This is a genomic window from Nonomuraea sp. NPDC049684, from assembly GCF_044465345.1.
Taxonomy (GTDB): Bacteria; Actinomycetota; Actinomycetes; order Streptosporangiales; family Streptosporangiaceae; genus Nonomuraea.
On sequence record NZ_JBITLO010000002.1, the window covers coordinates 832,229 to 851,560 of the forward strand.

Here is a 19,332-nt window from a genome sequence, read left to right on the forward strand (position 1 = left end):
GCAGGCAATTGTGTCAGGAATCCTGGTCGGGCGGCGACTCGGCGGCGGCCCGGCGTTTCACCCGCACCCGCGCTATCCGGCGGCCGTCCAGCTCGGTGACGGTCAGCTCGAAGCCCTGGATCTCCACCTGCTCGCCGGCCGCGGGCACGTGCCCCAGCATGGCCATCACGAACCCGCCCAGCGTCTCGTACGGGCCGTCGGGCAGCCGTACGCCGGTCTCGCCGGCGAAGTCGTTGAGGTTGGTCAGGCCGTCGATCTCGATCTCGCCGGCGGGCAGGACGACGACGTCCTCCTCGACGTCGTACTCGTCCCTGATGTCGCCGATCAGCTCCTCGACCAGGTCCTCCATGGTGACGATGCCGGCGGTGCCGCCGTACTCGTCGACCACGATGGCCAGGTGCTGGCCCTCGTCGCGCATCTCGTTCAGGGTGCTCAGCAGGCGCTTGGAGGCGGGCACGAACTTGGCGGGCCGGATCGGCACGACCGCGCTGATGGGCTCCGTACGCCCGATCAGCTGGGGGTCGAGCAGGTCGCGCACGTGCACGAAACCGATGACCTCGTCGTATGAGTCCCGGTAGACGGGGAAGCGGGAGTGCGGGAGCGCGGCGGCCAGGTTCGCGGCCTCGGCCAGCGGCGTCTCGGCGTCCATGAACTCGACCTCGGTGCGGGGCAGCATGACCTCGCGGAGCTGGCGCTTGCCGGCGGCGAACACCTCGGCGATGAGCTTGCGCTCGTCGGCGGTGAGCTCGGCGTGCCCGACGACCATGTCGCGCAGCTCCTCGGTGGTGACCTCCTCCCGGTCGGCCTCCGGGTTGCCGCCGAGCAGCCGGACGACCAGGTCGGTCGACTTCGACAACATCCAGATGACCGGGCGCGACAGGGCGGCGATCCGGTCGAGGAAGGGCGCGACGAACAGCGACAGCCCTTCGGTGCGCTGGAGGGCCAGCCGCTTGGGGGCCAGCTCGCCGAGCACCAGGGAGACGTACGAGATGGCCAGCGTCACCAGCACGAGCCCGAGCACGGGCGCGACCGCCTGCGGCACCCCCCAGCGTTCGAGCACCGGGACGAGCTCCATCCCGAGCCGGTCGGCGCCGAAGGCGGCCGAGAGCATCGTGGCGACGGTCACCCCGATCTGCACCGCCGACAGGAAACGGTTGGGGTCGCGGGCGAGCTTGGCCACGCGCTCGCCCCTCCGGCCGCGCTCGGCGAGCTTGCGGACCTGGCTCTCGCGCAGGGAGACCATCGCGATCTCCGCGCCCGCGAAGAACCCGCCGACCAGGATGAAGAGCAGGACCAGGGCGATGTTCGCCGCGAGGGTGTCAAACATGGTGGTTGGCAGCGTACTCGGCGGGTTTCCCGCGTATGCTGAACGGCAAGCCGTACAAAATCAAACATATGTAAACAGGAGTACACATGAGGCTGTTGGTCACCGGAGGCGCCGGGTACGTCGGCAGCGTCGTCGCCGCGCAGCTCGTCGAGGCGGGGCACGAGGTGACCGTGCTCGACGACCTGTCCACGGGCCACGAGGACGCGGTGCCCGAGGGCGCCCGGTTCGTGCGCGAGTCGATCACGAACGCCCACGACGCGCTCGACGGCATGGACGCCGTGCTGCACTTCGCGGCCAAGTCCCTGGTGGGCGAGTCGGTGCAGAAGCCGGGCCTGTACTGGGCCGCCAATCTCGGCGGCACGCTGGCCCTGCTCGACGCGATGCGCGACAAGGGCGTGCGCCGGATCGTCTTCTCCTCCACGGCGGCCACGTACGGCGAGCCCGAGCGCTCCCCCATCGAGGAGGACGACCCGACGCGCCCGACCAACCCCTACGGCGCCTCCAAGCTGGCCGTGGACACCGCCCTGAGCGCCTACGCGGGCGTCCGCGGGCTCGGCGCGGTGAGCCTGCGCTACTTCAACGTGGCCGGCGCCTACGGCCGCTTCCGCGAGCGCCACACGGTCGAGACCCACCTCATCCCGAACGTGCTCAAGGTGGCCACCGGCGAGCGCGACTCGGTGAGCGTCTTCGGCACCGACTACCCCACCGCCGACGGCACCTGCGTGCGCGACTACGTCCACGTCGGCGACCTGGCGCGGGCGCACCTGCTGGCGCTGGAGGCGGTCGCCGAGGGCGAGCACAAGATCTACAACCTGGGCAGCGGCGCCGGGTTCAGCGTGCAGGAGGTGATCTCGGTCTGCCGCGAGGTCACCGGCCACGAGATCCCGGTCGTCGTCGGCGACCGGCGACCCGGCGACCCGGCCGTGCTGGTGGCCTCGTCCGCGCGGATCCAGCGCGACCTGGGGTGGAAGGCGGAGCGGGCGGCGCTGCGCGACATCGTCTCCGACGCGTGGACGGCACTTTCCGGGAACGCCTGATGTGGGCGGCGTTTATATGCTGTGATACCCAAATGTGAGGAGCTTTTCACCAAGGGTCACGAAGCTGCTCTTTGGTGCCCTCATCCTGCTGGGCAGCCTCGCCGCGGCGGCCGGGGTGCTCTACGCGACCGCCCAGCCCGCGCCGGCCGCTCAGCCTCTTCCCTCCTGTCAGGGGGCGGACGAGAAGGACGTCTCCCGCCACCAGTAGCCTGTTCGGCCGTGTCACTCCTCCCCGAGAGCGGGCCCGTGCGCGCGCTCACGTACGCCACACTGCTGCGTTCTCTCGGCCGCGGCCTGTTCGTCACGGTGAGCGTGCTGTTCTTCAAACTGTCGGTCGGCCTGTCCGACGGCGAGATCGGGCTGGGGATGACGATCGCCGCGGCCGTCGGGCTCGCCGCCGGGCTGCCCGCCGGGCGGCTGTCCGACCTGGCCGGGCCGCGCGGGGTGCAGATCGCCTTCTCCGCCGCGGGCGGGCTGCTGGTGCCGGTCTACGCGCTGGTGTCGGGGTTCGCCGGGTTCGTCGTGGTGGCCGCCCTGGTGACGTTCGCCGAGGCCGGGGAGGGCACCGCGCGGGCGGCGCTGGTCGGCGGCGCGGTGCCGGCGGCCGACCGGGTGCGGGTGCGGGCGTACCTGCGGGCCGTGACCAACGTCGGCTGGTCGGTCGGCGGGCTCGGGGCGGGCGCGGCGCTGCACTTCGACAGCCGTCCCGTGTACCTGGGGATGATCTTCGGGTGCGCGCTCTGCTACCTCGGCAGCGCGGCGCTGATGTTCCGCGTGCCGCCCGTCGCGCCGGTCCGGCGCAAGGCGGGCGAGCCGGTCTGGATCGTGCTGCGCGACCGGCCGTACGCGGTGCTGGCGCTGCTCAACGCGGTGCTGTTCATGCAGAACGGGCTGCTCACCATCGCCATCCCGCTCTGGGTGGCCGGCCGGACCTCGGCGCCCACCTGGACCGTCGCGGCCGTCGCCATGGTCAACACCGTCACCGTCACGGTCCTGCAGGTGCGGCTCAGCCGCGGCACCGACGACGCGGCCGGCGCGGCCCGCGCCCAGCGCCGCTCGGGCGTGTTCCTGCTGCTGGCCTGCGTGCTGCTGGCCCTGGCCGCCGGGCAGCCGGCCTGGGTGGCGGTGGTCGCCCTGTTCGGCGGCGCGCTACTGCACGTCTTCGGGGAGCTGCTGCAGGCCGCCGGTTCCTGGGGGTTGTCGTACGAGCTGGCCCCGCCGCACGCCATCGGCCAGTACCAGGGCCTGTACGGGATGGGCCAGCAGGTGTCCAACATCGTCGTGCCCGCCGTCATGACCACGGTCATCGTGGGCTGGGGGCTGCCGGGCTGGCTGCTGTTCGGCGGGGTCTTCCTGGCCGCCGGGCTCGCCGTGCCGCCGGTGACCCGCTGGGCCGGGCGCACCCGCGAGGCCGCGCTCCCCCTCACGACGGCGGACGCGCGCCCCCACTGAGCCGGGGACGCGCGTCCGAGGTGTCGCGCCTGGTTCAGATGAGGCCGAGCTCGCGGACGGCGTCGCGCTCCTCGGTCAGCTCGCGCACGCTGGCGTCGATGCGCTCGCGGGAGAAGGAGTCGATCTCCAGGCCCTGGATGATCTCGTACCGGCCGTCGACCGAACGCACCGGGAAGGACGAGATGAGCCCCTCGGGCACGCCGTACGAGCCGTCGGAGACCACGGCGGCCGAGGTCCACTCGGTGCCGTTGACCCAGTCGTGGACGTGGTCGATCGCGGCGTTGGCGGCCGAGGCGGCCGAGGAGGCGCCACGGGCCTCGATGATGGCGGCGCCGCGCTTGGCGACCGTCGGGATGAACGTCTCGCGCAGCCACTCGCCCTCGACCTGCTCGGCCGCGATCTTGCCGCCGACCTCGGCGTGGAACAGGTCGGGGTACTGGGTGGCGGAGTGGTTGCCCCAGATGGTCATCTTCTTGATCTCGGTGACCGGGACCTGGAGCTTGGCGGCGAGCTGGGACAGCGCGCGGTTGTGGTCGAGGCGGGTCATCGCGGTGAAACGCTCGGCCGGGACGTCGGGCGCGTGCTGCTGGGCGATGAGCGCGTTGGTGTTGGCCGGGTTGCCCACGACCAGGACGCGGATGTCGTCGGCGGCGTGCTCGTTGATCGCCTTGCCCTGGGGGCCGAAGATGCCGCCGTTGGCGCCGAGCAGGTCGCCGCGCTCCATGCCGGCCTTGCGCGGCATGGCGCCGACCAGCAGGGCGACGTTGGCGCCGGCGAAGGCCACGTTGGCGTCGTCGGTGATCTCGATGCCGGACAGCAGCGGGAACGCGCAGTCGTCGAGCTCCATGGCGGTGCCCTCGGCCGCCTTCACCGCCTGCGGGATCTCCAGCAGGCTCAGCTTGACCGGGACGTCAGCGCCGAGCAGCTGTCCCGACGCGATGCGGAACAGCAGTGCGTAGCCGATCTGACCGGCGGCCCCGGTGACGGTTACCTTGACGGGCGTGGCCATGGCCTTCCCCTAACTCACTGGATGAATTCGTTGGACTTTCGGATGTTACCGCTCGTCATCCGCAGGGCTCCATCGCGGGCACCTTCAGCTCGGGCGTGAAGTCGACCTTGCCGAAGTGGCTGTTCAGGAGCTTCTTGATGGTGCCCTTGCGGTAGAGGTCGGCGATGACGCCCTTGACCGCGGTGCAGGTCTTGGCGTCGCCGTCGCGGATGCCGACCGCGTACCGCTCGTTGTTCAGCTTGGCGCCAATGATCTTGTAACGCATGTTCTCCCGGCTGGCGAACCCGGCCAGGATCAGGTCGTCGCCGGGCACCGCGTCGACCTTGCCCTGCCTGAGCAGGTCCATGCAGGCGGCGTAGTCGCCGGCGGTCACGGGCTCGACCTTCACCTGCTCCTGCACCTCGCGGACCGTCGGGCTGTTGGGGGCGCAGATCTTCTTGCCCTTCAGGTCGGCCAGCGACTCGATGCCCGTTCCGTCGCGGACCAGCACGTCGTGGTGGGCCACGTAGTAGGGCCCGGCGAAGCGGGTCTCGCTCTTGTCCACCGAGTACGTGGCCACCACCAGGTCGACCCGGCCCTCGGACAGCGCGTCGGCCCGGTCGTCCCGGCTGACCCGGGTGAACACGGTCTCCTCGGCCCCGAGCGCGGCGGCCAGGAGCTTGGCCACCTCGACGTCGAACCCGGTGAAGTCGTCGCCGTTCTGCAGGCCGACGCCCGGCAGGTCGCCCTTGACGCCGACGATGATCTTTCCGGTCTGGGCGACCTTGTCCACCACCGAGGCGAACGTGGGGGGCCGCGAGTTCTTCTTCCCCGTCGGCACGGGGGTCACGATCTCGCCCTTGAACGCCAGCGGCGACCAGCCGTTCGCCATCGCCGCGACGGCCACCACCGCCAGCATGACGAGCGCGGCGGCCAGCGCTAGCCACACCTTGAGCCGCCGCCGGCCGCCGGACGGCACAGGCTCGCCGAGCGGCCTCACCACCGGCCCCTGACCCTGGCCCTGGCCCTGGGGCTGGCCTTGGCCGGACTGCACGGTCTCCCCCCGCCCGGAGACACCGGTCCCGGTGCCGGTCGTGTGCGGAGCACCGGTCGGGTGCGAAGTGCCGGTGGTGTGGGGAGTGCCGGTCGTAGGCGGGGTGCCGGTGCCGGTCGGGTGTGCGGACCTGGTGCCGGTGGTGTGGGGAGTGCCGGTCGGGTGCGGGGTGCCGGTGCCGGTCGTGGCCGGGTGTGCGGGGGCGGTGCCGGACGCGGTGCCGGATGCGGGGCCGGACGGGGGGCGGGTGGGGTGGCCGGTGGCCTGCGTGGCGGGCCGTTCGGTGATGGACGTGGCCGACACCCGCGTGAACGGCGTCGTGTCGTCACCGGCCACCTGCACGCCCCTGGTGAGCACCGCCGTCGAGGCCCCGGCCGCCGTGCCGGTCTGCCCGAGCAGGCGCAGCAGGAGCTGGTCGGCCGAGGGACGCTCGTCGGGCGACTTGGCCAGCGCCGAACGCACCACGCCCCGCAGCGGCTCGTGCATCATCTCCACGTCGACCTCGTGGTTCAGGATGCGGTTGAGCACCACGGCGATCGACTTGCCCTCGAAGGCCGCCTTCCCGGTAGCGGCGAAGGCCATGGTCGCGCCCCAGGCGAACACGTCCGTGAAGGGCCCGATGTCGTCGCCGGCGATCTGCTCGGGCGCCATGTAGGCGGGCGTGCCGATCGCGCGGCTGGTGATCGTGCCGGTCGAGTCGATGATGCGGGCGATGCCGAAGTCGACCACGCGCGGCCCGTCGGCGGCGATGAGCACGTTGTCGGGCTTGAAGTCCCGGTGGACGATCGAGGCGTGGTGGATGGCGGTGAGGGCGGTGGCCGTGCCGATGGCCAGCCGGTCGAGCACCGTGCCGCTGAGCGGGCCGTCGGTCTCGACGATGTCGCGCAGCGCCCGCCCGTCGATGTACTCGCTGGCGATGTACGGAGTGTCGCCGTCGAGGTCGGCCTCCATCACCCGCGCGGTGCAGAAGGAGGCCACCCGCTGCGCCGCCTTCAGCTCCCTGGCGAAGCGCGACCTGGCGATCGTGTCGCCGCTGAACTTCACGTGCAGCAGCTTGATCGCGGCCCGCTCGCCCTGCTCGTTGACGCCCAGGTAGACGATCCCCTGGCCGCCCTCGCCGATCCGTCCGGACAGCCGGAACGATCCCAGCAGCGCTGGATCGCCGGCCACCAGCGGCGCGATCTGCGGCATTCGTCTTTCCCCACGTTCACTGAACCCCAACCACGCAAACTTTACGACGCTCAGCAACTTCCCAGGGATCCGTTAACCGTTCGTGACTCACCGGTTTTTGCACAAAGCCCGTACACAGCGTCCATTCGGACCCTGTAACAGCGGTCTTGACTGGTTGGTCCCGCACACGGCTGAGCCGCTGACCCGGGCGTCACGCTGCGGGTCAGCGGCTTGCTGCGATTCCGGCGCCGGGCGATGGCGGGCGCGGGCGCGGTGGTCACCGCGCCCGTCAGTAGGGCAGGCTCCAGGTGGTGAAGGACTTGCGCAGGTACGGGTTCTTGAACTTCGGGTACGCGACCGTGCTGACGTCGCCGTCCGAGGTGTAGCGCATGTCCGGGTTGTTCTTGAGCCAGTCGAGCCAGGCCGCCGAGCAGAACTGCGCGCAGTCGCCCTTCTTCTCCATGACGCGGATGCGCGGGATGCCGCCCGGGTCGAACGCCTTGCTGAACGGCGACGGCGCGGGCGTGTATCCGGCCAGGAACGCGCCGGCGTGGTTGTAGAGCTTGCCGTGCAGCGCCCACTCCTTCTTGCGCGGCTGGTTGCCGTACGGCAGGGCGATGGAGTTGGGCTTGACCTTGGTCAGGTCGTCGATCTGCTTGGCGATGCCGCCGATCTGGTCCTCCACCTCCTTCTCCGAGCGTCCGTGCAGGTTGACGTGGTCACGGGTGTGGTTGCCGATGTCGAAGCCGTTGTCCTTGAGCCAGCCCAGCGTCTGGGCCTGCTCCTCGCGCCCGGTCTTGCCGAACATGTCACGGGTGACGTAGAAGGTGGCGGCCGGACGGAAGCCCGGGTGCTTGGCGGCCACCTCGCGCAGGATCGCCACGGCGGTGTCCGGCTGCGGCACGCCCATCTCGTTCAGGGTGAGCTGCGAGGGCGAGGAGTCGTCGAACGTCAGGACCACGGGATGCTTGCCCGCCGGGACGTTGATCTTCCCGGTCACCATCTCCGACGCGCTGATCGGGACGTAGTCCTCCTTGACCAGCCGTTCGAGATCGGAGCGGAACTGCTGCGGCGTCCTGTCGTCGGTGGTGGCCGGGTTCTTGATGACCCGGTGGAACATCAGCACCGGGATCTGGCCCAGCTCGTTCGCCTTCACCTTGCGCGCCAGCGCGATCTTGGCCGCCTTGCTCTGCTTCAGCTTGGCCGCGGCCTCGGCCTTGCTGTCGGTGATCTTGGCAGTGTCGGGCGGCGAGTCGCACCCGGTCAGGACGACGGCGGCCGCAAGGAGCCCCGCTCCTGTCAAAATACCCAGTCGCATCCGAACCCCCCGAGACGCGTACGACTGTTACAGGTTGGGCCTTACCCAGGTGATCAACTGCGCCACGCCGCGACCTCGTCAAGGAAGGGTCAGGGATTGCGAAAAGCGTCATGCCCTGCCGAGACCGAGCCGGCCGGCGACCCGGGCCATGAGCTGCGACATCCTCGACGGGAACGCGTCCGGCTCCGGGACGGTGACCGGCCGGACCCGGCCGTTGTGGATGGCGCCGATGCGCCAGCCCTGGCCCGTCCGCACCACGACGACGGTCTGCCGGGACAGCCGCCGCCGGGGCAGCGTGGACCGCCAGGGCATCAGGACGGAGGCCGTGCCGTGCGCGACCGCCACGTCGGGGGTGAGGAAGCGCACCGACTCCAGGTCGCCGACGAGCGCCGACCCGGCCAGGACGCCGCGGAAGAGCTTGTCGTGGTTGAGCTCGTGCGCGCGGCGGCCGCGGACGATCGTGCCGTCGTAGGAGACGTAGTCGGAGTCGTCGGTGAACAGGGCGCCGAACGCGCGGGCGTCCCCGGCGGTCCAGGCCGCCATGAAGTCGGCGAAGAGCCGCTGGATCTCGGCGGTGTCGACCGAGGCGGGCGAGGGCGAGGCGAGGGCGGGCGAGGCGAGGGTGGCCGAGGGGCGGGCGGTCGAGCGCATGGCGGTGCCTCCGGAAGTGATATCGTCATTTCGACTGACGAAAAGTACGATATCAGAAAGGTTCGAATGTCGAAACGTGCTGTCATCGGAGAGATCGCCATGGAGCTCCGGCAGCTCCAGCAGAGCTTCGACGCCTTCGACGAGGCCGCCGCGGCCCGGCTCCGCCTCAACCGCACCGACCTGCGCTGCCTCGACGTCGTCCTTGCCGAGGGCCCGGTCGCCGCGGGCGCGCTCAGCCTCGCGCTGAAGCTCAGCCCGGCGGCCGTCACCACCGTCATCGACCGGCTGGAACGCGCGGGCATGGTGGCCCGAGCGCCTGATCCGGGCAACCGCCGCCGCGTCCTGGTCGCCGCCACCGACGCCGCCCGCGCCGCCGAGGCCGAGATCTTCGTCCCGGTCGGCCAGGCGGGCGCGCGGGCGCTGGAGGGTTACGGGCCGGACGAGCTGGCGGTGATCCTCGGCTTCCTGCGCACCGCCCGCAGGGTCCAGGAGGAACAGGCGGCCCGCGTCAGAGATTCGTCCTGAGTCCGGAAAACACGACACAAGGTGTCGGGTTTGCGGTCGAGCATGGTCCCACCGGCCGGCGCAGAACGCGGGCCGGTACGCACGTACAGACAAGGACCTCAATGCGCGAAACCCCGCAGGAGCTCGAAGAGCTGCAGGCGCTCCTCGACGCCTCGCTCTCCCGTTCCACCTCGCACCTGCGCTCGATCGTCACCGAGCGCACCCTGACCGCCGAGCAGCTCACCGGGATCCTGACCGGCATGTGCACCCTGGCCCTGTCCACCGTGACGGCGAAGGGCGAGCCGCGGATCAGCGGCGTCGACGGCCACTTCCTGCACGGCAGGTGGCTCTTCGGCACGGCGCGCGGCGCCGCCAAGGCGCGCCACCTCGCCGCCCGCCCGGCGGTCAGCGCCGCCCACATGCGCGGGGAGGACCTGGGCGTGTTCACCCACGGCAGGGTGGAGATCCTCAACCCGCAGGACGGCGAGCCGGCCGCCGACTGGCCGGCCCTGCTCGCCTACTTGAAGGACTTCTACGGCGCGGACGCCTTCGACTGGGACAACGACGTGGTCTACTACCGGCTGCACCCGAGCTGGATGACCGTCTTCGCCCCCGACCCGGCCAAGCTCACGCCCTGACCGGCCGGCACGGCCCCCGGCCGCAGGCGGAGCGGCCGCGTCACAGGCGGAGCGGCCGCGTCACAGGTAGAGCCGCAGCAGGTCCTCCTCGCTCTCCCGGCGGACGATGACCCGCGCCTCCCCGTCGCGCACCGCGACGACCGGCGGCCTGGGCACGTGGTTGTAGTTGCTGGCCATCGACCGCTGGTAGGCGCCCGACACCGGGACGGCGAGCAGGTCGCCGGGCCGCACGTCGCCGGGCAGCGCGATGTCCCTGACCAGCACGTCCCCGCTCTCGCAGTGCTTGCCGACCACGGTGAACACGCTGGTGGGGGCGTCGGAGGCGCGGTTGGCCAGGGTGGCGGTGTAGGCGGCGCCGTACATGCCGGGGCGGGGGTTGTCGCTCATGCCGCCGTTCACGCTCACGTACCGGCCCTTGATCGTGCCGATCTCGTACAGGGCGACCGTGGACGGCCCGGCGATCGACCTGCCGGGCTCGACGGCCAGGTGCAGGCCCGCGGTCTCCTTCCTGAGCACGGCGAGCAGCTCGGCGGGCGTGGGCGGGGTGGGGTCGTCCGGGGTGTAGCCGATGCCGAGGCCGCCGCCCAGGTCGAGCCTGGTGACGCCGGTCTCGGCGGCGAAGGCGGCCATCCTGGCGGCGGCGGTGCCGAAGCCGTCCAACTCGAAGATCTGCGAGCCGATGTGGGAGTGCAGGCCGTACAGCTCCAGGGCGGGCTCGGCGGTCACCTGCGCCACCGCGCGCGCGGCGGCGCCGGCGCTCAGCGAGAAGCCGAACTTGGAGTCCTCCCCGCCGGTGGCGATGAAGGCGTGGGTGTGCGGGTCGACGCCCGGCGTCACCCTGATCATCACCCGCTGCCGGACGCCCAGGGAGGCGGCGATCCCGGCGAGCCTTTCGATCTCGGCGAAGGAGTCGACGACCACGCAGCCGATGCCCCAGGCCACGGCCCGGCGCAGCTCGTCGGCCGACTTGTTGTTGCCGTGGAAGACGACCCGCTCCGGCGGCATCCCGCCGGCCATGGCCACGGCGAGCTCCCCGCCCGTGCAGACGTCGAGGGACAGGCCCAGCTTGTCCAGCCAGCGCACCACCTCGGGGCAGAGGAACGCCTTGCCGCCGTAGTGCACGTCGCCGTCGGGCAGCGCGTCCAGCCAGGCGCGGGCGCGGGCGGTGAAGTCGGCCTCGTCCAGCACGTACGCGGGCGTGCCGTGCACCCGGGCCAGTTCGACCGCGCCGATCCCGCCGAGCCGCAGCTCCCCGTCGTGCCATGTGGCGGTCTGGGGCCAGATGTCCAAACTCATGAGGGGCGAGCGTAAGCAACCGCGAGGGCGCGCAGGGTCCAGCATCGACGGATTCGTTGCTGAGGGTCGCATGCCTTCACGAGGCTTGGTGCCGCCTGACGGCCTGGCCACGATGACATGCCATGCGAACACACCTGGTCATCGCCCTGGTGGCGGCCTGCGCGCTCGGCGCGGGATGCGGGAGGTCCACCTCGGGTGCGGCGACCCCCACGCCGCCCTCCTCGACCGGCAAGAGCGCCAAGGACCTCGTCCCGGATTCCGTACGGAAGTCCGGCGAGCTCCGCATGGCGACCTCGGAAGGCTATCCCCCGATGGAGATGTACAAGCCGGGCACCCAGGAGATGACCGGCGTCGACGCCGACCTGGCCGTGGCGGTCGGCGAGCGGCTCGGGCTGAAGACCCGGATCATCAACGCCTCCTTCGACGGTCTCATCCCCGGCCTGCAGGGCGGCCGGTGGGACATCGCCATGGCCGCGCTCAGCGACCTCGAACAGCGCCGCAAGGCCGTCGACTTCGTCGACTACTTCAACGCCGGCGGCTCGATCATGGTCAAGAAGGGCAACCCCGAGGGCATCAAGACCCTTGAGGACCTGTGCGGCAAGAAGGTCGTCCTGGCCAAGGGCAGCTCCAACCTGGAGATCGGCAAGCGCCAGAACGAGAAGTGCGCCCAGAAGATGGAGATCATGCAGAGCGAGGACGCCCCCACCGGCCTGCTCACCATCGACTCCGGCCGTACCGTCGCCACGATCGTCGACTCCCCCGTGGCCGCCATGTACGCCAAGGAGACCGGCAAGTACGAGGTCCTGGCCGAGCAGTACGACGCCGGCCCCTGGGGCATCGCGATCGACAAGAAGCAGACCGGCCTGCGCGACGCCGTCGCCAAGGCGCTCCAGGAGCTGATCGACAGCGGCGAGTACGGCAAGATCCTGGAGAAGTACGGCACGACGGCCAACGCCGTGCCCAAGGTCACGATCAACACCGGCGCATGATGGAACTCCCGATCGAGGCGGTGAAGCCGCCCAGGCCCGGGCGGCTCGTCGCGGCGGTGGTCGCGGCGCTGGTGATGGCGTGGCTGGCCTACACCGTCATCGTCAACCCCAACCTCCACTGGGACGTCATCGCCGAGTTCCTGCTGGACGGCCGCGTGCTCGGCGGCCTGTGGATCACGATCGCGCTCACCGCGCTGTCCATGGTCATCGGCGTCGCCCTAGGTGTGATCGCCGCCGTCATGCAGCTGTCGGACAGCCCGGTGCTGCGCGGCGCGGCCGGCCTCTACACCTGGTTCTTCCGGGGCACGCCGCTGCTGGTGCAGCTCATCTTCTGGTTCAACATCGGCCTGGTCTTCCCCGAGATCGGGCTCGGTGTGCCGTTCGGCGGCCCGATGTTCCTCCAGTGGCCGGCCAACGAGCTGATCACGCCGTTCACGGCGGCGCTGCTCGGGCTGACCATCAACGAGGGCGCGTACATGGCCGAGATCGTCCGGGCGGGCATCCGTTCGGTGGATCCCGGGCAGCGGGAGGCGGCCGAGTCGCTGGGCATGTCGCACCGGCAGATCCTGCGCAGGGTCGTGCTGCCGCAGGCGATGCGGGTGATCATCCCGCCGACCGGCAACCAGTTCATCTCCATGCTGAAGACCACCTCGATGGTCTCGGTCATCTCCGGCGCGGAGCTGCTGACCGTCTCCCAGCGCATCTACCTGGACAACTTCGAGGTGATCGCGCTGCTGGTGGTCGCCTCCACCTGGTACCTGCTGCTCACCACCGTGGCCACCTTCGGCCAGCGCTCCCTGGAGAGGAGGTTCAGCCGTGGCCACTAGCATGGTGAAGATCGAATCGGTCCGGAAGCGCTTCGGCCAGCTGGAGGTGCTGAAGGGCGTCAGCCTCGACGTGCCGGCCGGCGCGGTGGTCTGCGTGGTGGGCCCGTCCGGGTCCGGCAAGTCGACGCTGTTGCGCTGCGTCAACCGGCTGGAGACGATCGACGCGGGCCGGGTGTGGGTCGACGGCGAGCTCATGGGCTTCAGCGAGCAGGGCGGCAAGCTGCACCTGCTGCGGCCCGGCGAGCTGTGCCGCCAGCGCCAGGAGATCGGCATGGTCTTCCAGCGCTTCCACCTGTTCCCGCACATGACCGCGCTGGAGAACGTCATGGAGGGCCCGTGCACGGTCAAGCGGCTGCCGAAGGCGAAGGCGGCCGAGCGCGCGATGACGCTGCTCGACCGGGTGGGGCTGGCCGACCGGGCCCGCCACTACCCCAGGCAGCTCTCGGGCGGCCAGCAGCAGCGGGTCGCGATCGCGCGCAGCCTGGCCATGGACCCCAAGCTCATGCTGTTCGACGAGCCGACCAGCGCGCTCGACCCCGAGCTGGTGCAGGAGGTGCTGCAGGTCATGCGCGACCTGGCGGCCAGCGGGATGACGATGATCGTGGTGACCCACGAGATGGGCTTCGCCAGAGAGGCGGGCGACCACCTGGTGTTCATCGACGACGGCGTGATCGTGGAGGAGGGGCCGCCCCGCGAGGTGCTGTCCTCGCCGCGGCACGAGCGCACCCGCGCCTTCCTCGGGCAGGTGCTGTGAACGGCTCGCTTCTCAGGGAGGGTTCGGCCACGTGAGCCTCGACATGCTGATCAGCGGTGGCCTCGTGGCCGACGGGACGGGCGCGCCGCTGCGCCGGGCCGACGTCGGCGTCCGGGGTGACCGCCTCGTCCTGCTGACCGGGGACGGCCCGTCCGACGGCGGCGGGGGGCGGGTGATCGACGCCGCCGGGCTGGTGGTCGCGCCGGGGTTCATCGACGTGCACACCCACTCCGACGCGGTCACCCTGCTCGGACAGGCGGGCCGGGAGCTGGCCGCCGCGCCCGTGCTCATGGGCGTCACGGTGGAGATCTGCGGCAACTGCGGGTCGAGCCTGTTCCCGGCGCTGCCCGAGCGGGCGCCGGCGCTGCGCCGGTCGAGCAGGGCCGGCTTCGGCGGCGACATCCCGATCTTTGAGGACTACGACGGGTTCGTCGCGGCGCACGAGCGGGCCCCCCGGTCGAACCACCTGACCTCCCTCGTCGGCCACGGCACCCTGCGGGCCGGCGTGCTCGGCTACGAGGACCGCCCGGCCACCCCCGCCGAGCTCGCCACCATGTGCGCGCTGCTGGACGACGCACTGGCCGCCGGCGCCGCCGGTCTGTCCACCGGCCTCATCTACACCCCCGGCACGTACGGCGACACCGCCGAGGTGGTCGCCCTGGCCCGCGTCGCGGCCCGGCACGGCAAGCCGTACGTCACCCATCTGCGGGACGAGATGTCCCGCGTGGAGGAGGCGCTGGAGGAGGCCGTCGAGATCGCCCGAAGGAGCGGGGCCGCGCTGCACGTCAGCCACCACAAGACGGCCGGCAAGCACGCCTGGGGCAAGACCCTGCGCACGCTCCCCCGCATCGCCGCGCTGCGCGCCCAGGGCATGGACCTCACCTGCGACGTCTACCCCTACACCGAGGGCAGCACGTCGCTGTCGGCGATGTTCCCCCCGTGGGCCAACGACGGCGGCACCGAGGCGCTGCTCGACCGGCTGCGCGACCCCGGCCAGCGCGACCGCATGCGCGCGGCCATCGAGAACGGCGTGCCGGGCTGGGAGAACACGGTCGGCAACGGCGGCTGGGACCGCATCTCGGTCGCCTGCGCCACCCGCCACCCAGAGGCCGAGGGCCGCACGATCGCCGAGCTGGGCGGCGACCCGGTGGACGCGGCGGCCGAGCTGCTGCTCGCCGAGGACGGCGAGGTGACCATCATCAGCCACTCCATGCGCGAGGACGACGTCCAGCGGGTCCTGGCCAGCGAGTTCACCATGATCGGCTCGGACGGCGTGCCCAAGCCGGGCCATCCGCACCCCCGGCTGGCCGGCACCTTCCCCCGGGTGCTCGGCCGCTACTCCCGCGACCAGGGGCTGTTCCCGGTGGAGACCGCCGTCCACAAGATGACCGGCATGGCGGCCGACCGGTTCGGGCTGACGGACCGGGGCGTCGTGCGCGACGGAGCGCACGCCGACCTGGTGCTCTTCGACCCCGCGACGGTGGCCGACGGCGCGACCTACGCCGACCCGCTGCTGCCCCCCGCCGGCCTGCGGGCCGTCGTGGTGGCCGGACGGCTCGCCGTGGAGGACAACAGGCTCACCGAGGACAGACCAGGAAGGATCATCGGGCGGTGAACGACATCACGCTCGCCGTCGCGACGCGGGATCTGGTGACGGGCGAGTTCCACGGCGTCAACGAGGACGCCGAGCTGCCGCTGGCCAGCGTCGGCAAGCTGCTGCTGCTGGCCGAGGTGGCGATGAGCGTCGAGGGCGGCATCCTGGCCCCCGACACGCCCGTGACGCTGCACGACGACGACTACTGCGGCGGCTCCGGGCTGCTCACGTCGCTGTCGGGGCGCGCCTGGACGATCGGCGACCTCGCCCTGCTGACCGCCGCCGTCAGCGACAACACGGCCACGAACGCGCTGCTGCGCACGATCGGCCTGGACCGGGTCAACGCCGCCGCCGCGGCCCTCGGGCTGTCGCGGACCAGGCTGCTCGACCGCATAAGGGAGCCGCGCACCCCGCAGGACCCGCCGACGTTCGCGATCGGCACCGCGGCCGAGCTGTCCGGGCTGGCCGCGCTGCTCGCCGGTCCGGGCGGCTGGCAGGCGCTCATGCGCGGCTGGATGCGTCAGAACACCGACCACGGGCTCGTCCCAGCCCTGGTCAGGCACGATCCCGAGGGCGACTGGCTGGCCAACAAGACCGGCACCGACGAGGGCGTCCGGTCCGACGTCGGCATCATGGACGGCCGCATCGCCTACGCCGTCCTGGCCCACGGCCCGGCGGGCAGCGAGCACGACCTGACCTCCGCCGTACGTCGGGCCGGCCTGGACGTCGCCGCCCGCCTCAGCGCAGCGACGGCTCCAGCGAGTTCCTGAGCTGGGCCGAGGCCGTACGCAGGTAGGCCAGGAACGACCGGGCGGCCGGGTTGGGATTGGTCGGCCGCCTGGCCACGCCGATCCTGCGGAACAGGTTCGGCGTGGCCAGCCGGCAGGTATGCAGCCCGGTCGCGCCCTGCAGGCCGAGGCTCGGCACCAGCGCGACGCCGAGCCCGGCCCGGACCAGGCCGATCGTCACCTCGTAGTGGTCGCTGCGGCAGCGGATCCGCGGCGAGAAGCCCTCCAGCGTGCTGGCCCGTTCCAGGATCGACACCGGGTGCTCGGCGCCGAACGTGGTGATCCACGGCTCCTCGGCCAGGTCCGCCAGCCGCACCTTGGGCCGCTGGGCGGCGGCGTGGCCGGTCGGCAGGACCAGGAGCTGCGGCTCGTCGAACAGGTGGACGACCTCCACCCCCTCCGGGCACTGCCACGGGTCGAGCGCGTGCTCGAAGACCACCAGCACGTCGAGCGCGCCGCGCTCCAGATCGGGCAGCAGCTCGTACGGCTGGCCCTCCACCAGGTCGAGCGCCACCTTGGGATACCGGGAGGCGAAGCGCGACAGCGCCAGCGGCAGCAGCCGGTACCCGGCGGAGGCGAAGAAGCCGATGCGCAGCTCGCCGGCGTCCACCCTGGCCTGGGCGAGCAGATCCTTCTCGGCCGCCTCGATGATGTCGACGACCTCCTGGGCGCGGATGGCCAGGCGGCGTCCCGCCTCGGTCAGCCGCAGGCTCTGGGCGTTGCGCTCGACCAGCCCGACCCCCGCCTCCTGCTCCAGCCGGGACAGCTGGTGGGACACGGCGGACGGCGACAGCTTCAGCACCCTGGCCGCACCGGCGATACTGCCCGTCCTGAACACCTCAAGCAGGACACGCAGCCGGTTACTACTCAACACGGGACCAAGAGTACGAGCTCCCCCACCTCGTTCCGCGCATAAGATGCGACCGGTGATCGACTCCACCCATCTGCCGCCGGTCGAGCTGCGTACCGAGCGCCTGCTGCTGCGGCCCTGGCGCCCCGCCGACCGCGAGCCCTTCGCGGAGCTCAACGCCGATCCCGCCGTCATGGAACACTTCCCCGCCCCGCTCACCCGCGAGCAGAGCGACGCGCTCGCCGCCGCCAGCGACGACCTGATCACCCGTCAGGGCTGGGGACGCTGGGCCCTGGAGCGGCTGGACACCGGCGAGTTCATCGGTTTCACCGGCCTGCACCGGCCCTCGTTCGAGGCGCCCTTCATGCCGGCGGTCGAGATCGCCTGGCGGCTCAACCGCAGGTCGTGGGGGCACGGCTACGCGAGCGAGGCGGCCACCGCCGCGCTCGGCTTCGCCTTCGACCGGCTCGGCCTGGCGGAGGTGGTCTCCTTCACGGCCACGGTCAACACGCGCTCCAGCGCCGTCATGCGCCGCCTCGGCATGGTCCACGACCCCGACGGTGACTTCGACCATCCCGTCCTGCCGCCCGGCCACCGGCTGCGCCGCCACGTCCTGTACCGCCTCACCGCGGACGACTGGCGCCTCAGGGGTGTCAGCGCTTGTTGACGCCGATGGAGTGATCGCGATCTGGTGCCGGCCCATGCCGCCGGCGCAGCGGCTCTCGGCCGTGGAGCCGTTCACGCTGGAGGCGCAGCCGTCGGGGACGGCGCGGGCGGCCCCGGACATGCGAAACGGCCCCTACCGTGCGACGAAGCCGCAGGTAGAGGCCGCTTTTTCTCAAGCAGACATCTTCTTCTTGAGGTTCTCGTCCAGGGCGGCCAGGAAGTCCTGGGTGGTGAGCCACTTGGCGTCGCCGCCGACCAGCATGGCGAGGTCCTTGGTCATCTGACCGCCCTCGACGGTCTCGATGCAGACCTGCTCCAGCTTGTCGGCGAAGTCGGTCACGGCGGGGGTGTTGTCCAGCTTGCCGCGGTGGGCCAGGCCACGCGTCCACGCGAAGATCGAGGCGATCGGGTTCGTGGAGGTGGGGTTGCCCTTCTGGTGCTCGCGGTAGTGGCGGGTCACGGTGCCGTGGGCGGCCTCGGCCTCGACGGTCTGGCCGTCGGGGGTCATGAGGACGGAGGTCATCAGGCCGAGCGAGCCGAAGCCCTGGGCGACGGTGTCGGACTGCACGTCGCCGTCGTAGTTCTTGGCGGCCCAGACGTAGCCGCCCTCCCACTTGAGCGCCGCGGCGACCATGTCGTCGATGAGGCGGTGCTCGTAGGTGAGCCCGGCCTTGTCGAAGTCGGCCTTGAACTCGGTCTCGAAGACCTCGGCGAAGATGTCCTTGAAGCGGCCGTCGTACGCCTTGAGGATGGTGTTCTTCGTCGACAGGTAGACCGGGTAGTTGCGGGCCAGGCCATAGCGCATGGAGGCGCGGGCGAAGTCGCGGATCGACTCGTCGAGGTTGTACATCGCCATGGCGACGCCGCCGCCCGGGAAGTCGTACACGTCGAGCTCGATCGGCTCGGAGCCGTCCTTCGGCGTGTACGTGAGGGTCAGGGTGCCCTCGCCGGGGATGACCAGGTCGGTGGCGCGGTACTGGTCACCGAAGGCGTGACGGCCGACGACGATCGGCTTGGTCCAGCCGGGCACGAGCCGCGGCACGTTCGACATGATGATCGGCTCACGGAAGATCACGCCGCCGAGGATGTTGCGGATGGTCCCGTTGGGGGACTTCCACATCTTCTTGAGCCCGAACTCCTCGACCCGCGCCTCGTCGGGGGTGATGGTGGCGCACTTCACACCGACGCCGTACTTCTTGATGGCGTTGGCGGCGTCGATGGTGACCTGGTCGTCCGTCGAGTCCCGGTACTCGATCCCCAGGTCGTAGTACTTCAGGTCGACGTCGAGGTAGGGAAGGATCAGCTGGTCCTTGATGAACTGCCAGATGATCCGGGTCATCTCGTCGCCGTCGAGCTCGACGACCGGACCCTCCACCTTGATCTTGGGCATGCGAATGGTTCCCCTTCAATGAATGGATGCGTTGAGGCT

Annotated in this window: 18 protein-coding genes; 10 read left to right on the forward strand and 8 right to left on the reverse strand. The window is 71.1% G+C overall.

What is annotated here, in order from left to right:
- Positions 1-13: 13 nt before the first annotated feature.
- Complete coding sequence (locus ACIBST_RS09600) at positions 14-1,327, reverse strand: hemolysin family protein (protein ID WP_397170506.1); 1,314 nt, start codon at positions 1,325-1,327, stop codon at positions 14-16.
- An 86-nt stretch (positions 1,328-1,413) separates the two neighbouring features.
- Here ACIBST_RS09600 and galE point away from each other — a divergent pair, with 86 nt between their 5' ends.
- Both galE and ACIBST_RS09610 read left to right on the forward strand, forming a co-directional pair.
- The gene (gene galE / locus ACIBST_RS09605) at positions 1,414-2,364 is read left to right on the forward strand and encodes a UDP-glucose 4-epimerase GalE (RefSeq protein WP_397170508.1); all 951 of its coding nucleotides are present in this window, start codon (positions 1,414-1,416) and stop codon (positions 2,362-2,364) included.
- Positions 2,365-2,583: 219 nt separating this feature from the next.
- Complete coding sequence (locus tag ACIBST_RS09610) at positions 2,584-3,816, forward strand: MFS transporter (protein WP_397170510.1); 1,233 nt, start codon at positions 2,584-2,586, stop codon at positions 3,814-3,816.
- A 34-nt stretch (positions 3,817-3,850) separates the two neighbouring features.
- Here ACIBST_RS09610 and ACIBST_RS09615 read toward each other — a convergent pair whose 3' ends face one another.
- From ACIBST_RS09615 to ACIBST_RS09630, 4 genes are all read right to left on the reverse strand, one after another.
- Positions 3,851-4,825, reverse strand: a complete 975-nt coding sequence (locus ACIBST_RS09615; RefSeq protein WP_352362052.1) for a malate dehydrogenase — start codon at positions 4,823-4,825, stop codon at positions 3,851-3,853.
- A gap of 55 nt (positions 4,826-4,880) precedes the next feature.
- On the reverse strand, positions 4,881-7,049 hold the full coding sequence (locus ACIBST_RS09620; RefSeq protein ID WP_397170511.1) for a serine/threonine-protein kinase: 2,169 nt from the start codon (positions 7,047-7,049) through the stop codon (positions 4,881-4,883).
- Positions 7,050-7,317: 268 nt separating this feature from the next.
- On the reverse strand, positions 7,318-8,346 hold the full coding sequence (locus ACIBST_RS09625; protein ID WP_397170513.1) for a polysaccharide deacetylase family protein: 1,029 nt from the start codon (positions 8,344-8,346) through the stop codon (positions 7,318-7,320).
- A 108-nt stretch (positions 8,347-8,454) separates the two neighbouring features.
- On the reverse strand, positions 8,455-8,997 hold the full coding sequence (locus ACIBST_RS09630; RefSeq protein WP_397170515.1) for an SgcJ/EcaC family oxidoreductase: 543 nt from the start codon (positions 8,995-8,997) through the stop codon (positions 8,455-8,457).
- Between the two features lie 66 nt (positions 8,998-9,063).
- On the opposite strand from ACIBST_RS09630, the gene ACIBST_RS09635 reads away from it, so the two are divergent.
- Positions 9,064-9,522, forward strand: a complete 459-nt coding sequence (locus tag ACIBST_RS09635) for a MarR family winged helix-turn-helix transcriptional regulator (RefSeq protein WP_397170516.1) — start codon at positions 9,064-9,066, stop codon at positions 9,520-9,522.
- A 101-nt stretch (positions 9,523-9,623) separates the two neighbouring features.
- Entirely contained in the window at positions 9,624-10,139 is a 516-nt protein-coding gene (locus ACIBST_RS09640) for a pyridoxamine 5'-phosphate oxidase family protein (RefSeq protein ID WP_397170517.1), read from the forward strand.
- A gap of 60 nt (positions 10,140-10,199) precedes the next feature.
- Here the strand turns inward: ACIBST_RS09640 and lysA are convergent, their stop codons facing one another.
- Positions 10,200-11,435, reverse strand: a complete 1,236-nt coding sequence (lysA, locus tag ACIBST_RS09645) for a diaminopimelate decarboxylase (protein WP_397170518.1) — start codon at positions 11,433-11,435, stop codon at positions 10,200-10,202.
- 122 nt (positions 11,436-11,557) lie between these two features.
- Between lysA and ACIBST_RS09650 the strand changes: the two genes are divergently transcribed.
- Genes ACIBST_RS09650 through ACIBST_RS09670 form a run of 5 tightly spaced genes read left to right on the forward strand, consistent with a single transcriptional unit; the run spans position 11,558 to position 16,369 of the window.
- Entirely contained in the window at positions 11,558-12,424 is an 867-nt protein-coding gene (locus tag ACIBST_RS09650; RefSeq protein WP_397170519.1) for an ABC transporter substrate-binding protein, read from the forward strand.
- A complete protein-coding gene (locus tag ACIBST_RS09655) occupies positions 12,421-13,251 on the forward strand; it encodes an amino acid ABC transporter permease (RefSeq protein WP_397170521.1) in 831 nt (276 codons plus the stop codon). Before ACIBST_RS09650 ends, ACIBST_RS09655 begins: the two co-directional genes overlap by 4 nt.
- A 1-nt stretch (position 13,252) precedes the next feature.
- On the forward strand, positions 13,253-14,005 hold the full coding sequence (locus tag ACIBST_RS09660; RefSeq protein ID WP_397170725.1) for an amino acid ABC transporter ATP-binding protein: 753 nt from the start codon (positions 13,253-13,255) through the stop codon (positions 14,003-14,005).
- A 31-nt stretch (positions 14,006-14,036) separates the two neighbouring features.
- Positions 14,037-15,620, forward strand: coding sequence for an amidohydrolase family protein (locus tag ACIBST_RS09665; RefSeq protein WP_397170523.1), 1,584 nt, complete (start codon positions 14,037-14,039; stop codon positions 15,618-15,620).
- The gene (locus ACIBST_RS09670; protein WP_397170525.1) at positions 15,617-16,369 is read left to right on the forward strand and encodes a serine hydrolase; all 753 of its coding nucleotides are present in this window, start codon (positions 15,617-15,619) and stop codon (positions 16,367-16,369) included. Before ACIBST_RS09665 ends, ACIBST_RS09670 begins: the two co-directional genes overlap by 4 nt.
- Here the strand turns inward: ACIBST_RS09670 and ACIBST_RS09675 are convergent.
- The gene (locus ACIBST_RS09675) at positions 16,338-17,261 is read right to left on the reverse strand and encodes a LysR family transcriptional regulator (protein WP_387669121.1); all 924 of its coding nucleotides are present in this window, start codon (positions 17,259-17,261) and stop codon (positions 16,338-16,340) included. The two genes, ACIBST_RS09670 and ACIBST_RS09675, sit on opposite strands and share 32 nt — an antisense overlap.
- A gap of 52 nt (positions 17,262-17,313) precedes the next feature.
- Between ACIBST_RS09675 and ACIBST_RS09680 the strand changes: the two genes are divergently transcribed.
- Positions 17,314-17,904, forward strand: coding sequence for a GNAT family N-acetyltransferase (locus ACIBST_RS09680; RefSeq protein ID WP_397170527.1), 591 nt, complete (start codon positions 17,314-17,316; stop codon positions 17,902-17,904).
- Positions 17,905-18,075: 171 nt separating this feature from the next.
- On the opposite strand, the gene ACIBST_RS09685 is transcribed toward ACIBST_RS09680, so the two are convergent.
- On the reverse strand, positions 18,076-19,293 hold the full coding sequence (locus ACIBST_RS09685) for an NADP-dependent isocitrate dehydrogenase (protein ID WP_397170528.1): 1,218 nt from the start codon (positions 19,291-19,293) through the stop codon (positions 18,076-18,078).
- Between the last annotated feature and the right edge of the window lie 39 nt (positions 19,294-19,332).

Coding starts and splice junctions, on each gene's coding strand:
- ACIBST_RS09625 (WP_397170513.1), bottom strand. CDS start 8,346: ATGCGACTGGGTATTTTGACAGGAGCGGGGCTCCTTGCGGCCGCCGTC.
- ACIBST_RS09660 (WP_397170725.1), top strand. CDS start 13,253: ATGGTGAAGATCGAATCGGTCCGGAAGCGCTTCGGCCAGCTGGAGGTG.
- ACIBST_RS09615 (WP_352362052.1), bottom strand. CDS start 4,825: ATGGCCACGCCCGTCAAGGTAACCGTCACCGGGGCCGCCGGTCAGATC.
- ACIBST_RS09630 (WP_397170515.1), bottom strand. CDS start 8,997: ATGCGCTCGACCGCCCGCCCCTCGGCCACCCTCGCCTCGCCCGCCCTC.
- ACIBST_RS09635 (WP_397170516.1), top strand. CDS start 9,064: ATGTCGAAACGTGCTGTCATCGGAGAGATCGCCATGGAGCTCCGGCAG.
- ACIBST_RS09640 (WP_397170517.1), top strand. CDS start 9,624: ATGCGCGAAACCCCGCAGGAGCTCGAAGAGCTGCAGGCGCTCCTCGAC.
- lysA (WP_397170518.1), bottom strand. CDS start 11,435: ATGAGTTTGGACATCTGGCCCCAGACCGCCACATGGCACGACGGGGAG.
- ACIBST_RS09655 (WP_397170521.1), top strand. CDS start 12,421: ATGATGGAACTCCCGATCGAGGCGGTGAAGCCGCCCAGGCCCGGGCGG.
- ACIBST_RS09620 (WP_397170511.1), bottom strand. CDS start 7,049: ATGCCGCAGATCGCGCCGCTGGTGGCCGGCGATCCAGCGCTGCTGGGA.
- ACIBST_RS09650 (WP_397170519.1), top strand. CDS start 11,558: ATGCGAACACACCTGGTCATCGCCCTGGTGGCGGCCTGCGCGCTCGGC.
- ACIBST_RS09685 (WP_397170528.1), bottom strand. CDS start 19,293: ATGCCCAAGATCAAGGTGGAGGGTCCGGTCGTCGAGCTCGACGGCGAC.
- ACIBST_RS09600 (WP_397170506.1), bottom strand. CDS start 1,327: ATGTTTGACACCCTCGCGGCGAACATCGCCCTGGTCCTGCTCTTCATC.
- galE (WP_397170508.1), top strand. CDS start 1,414: ATGAGGCTGTTGGTCACCGGAGGCGCCGGGTACGTCGGCAGCGTCGTC.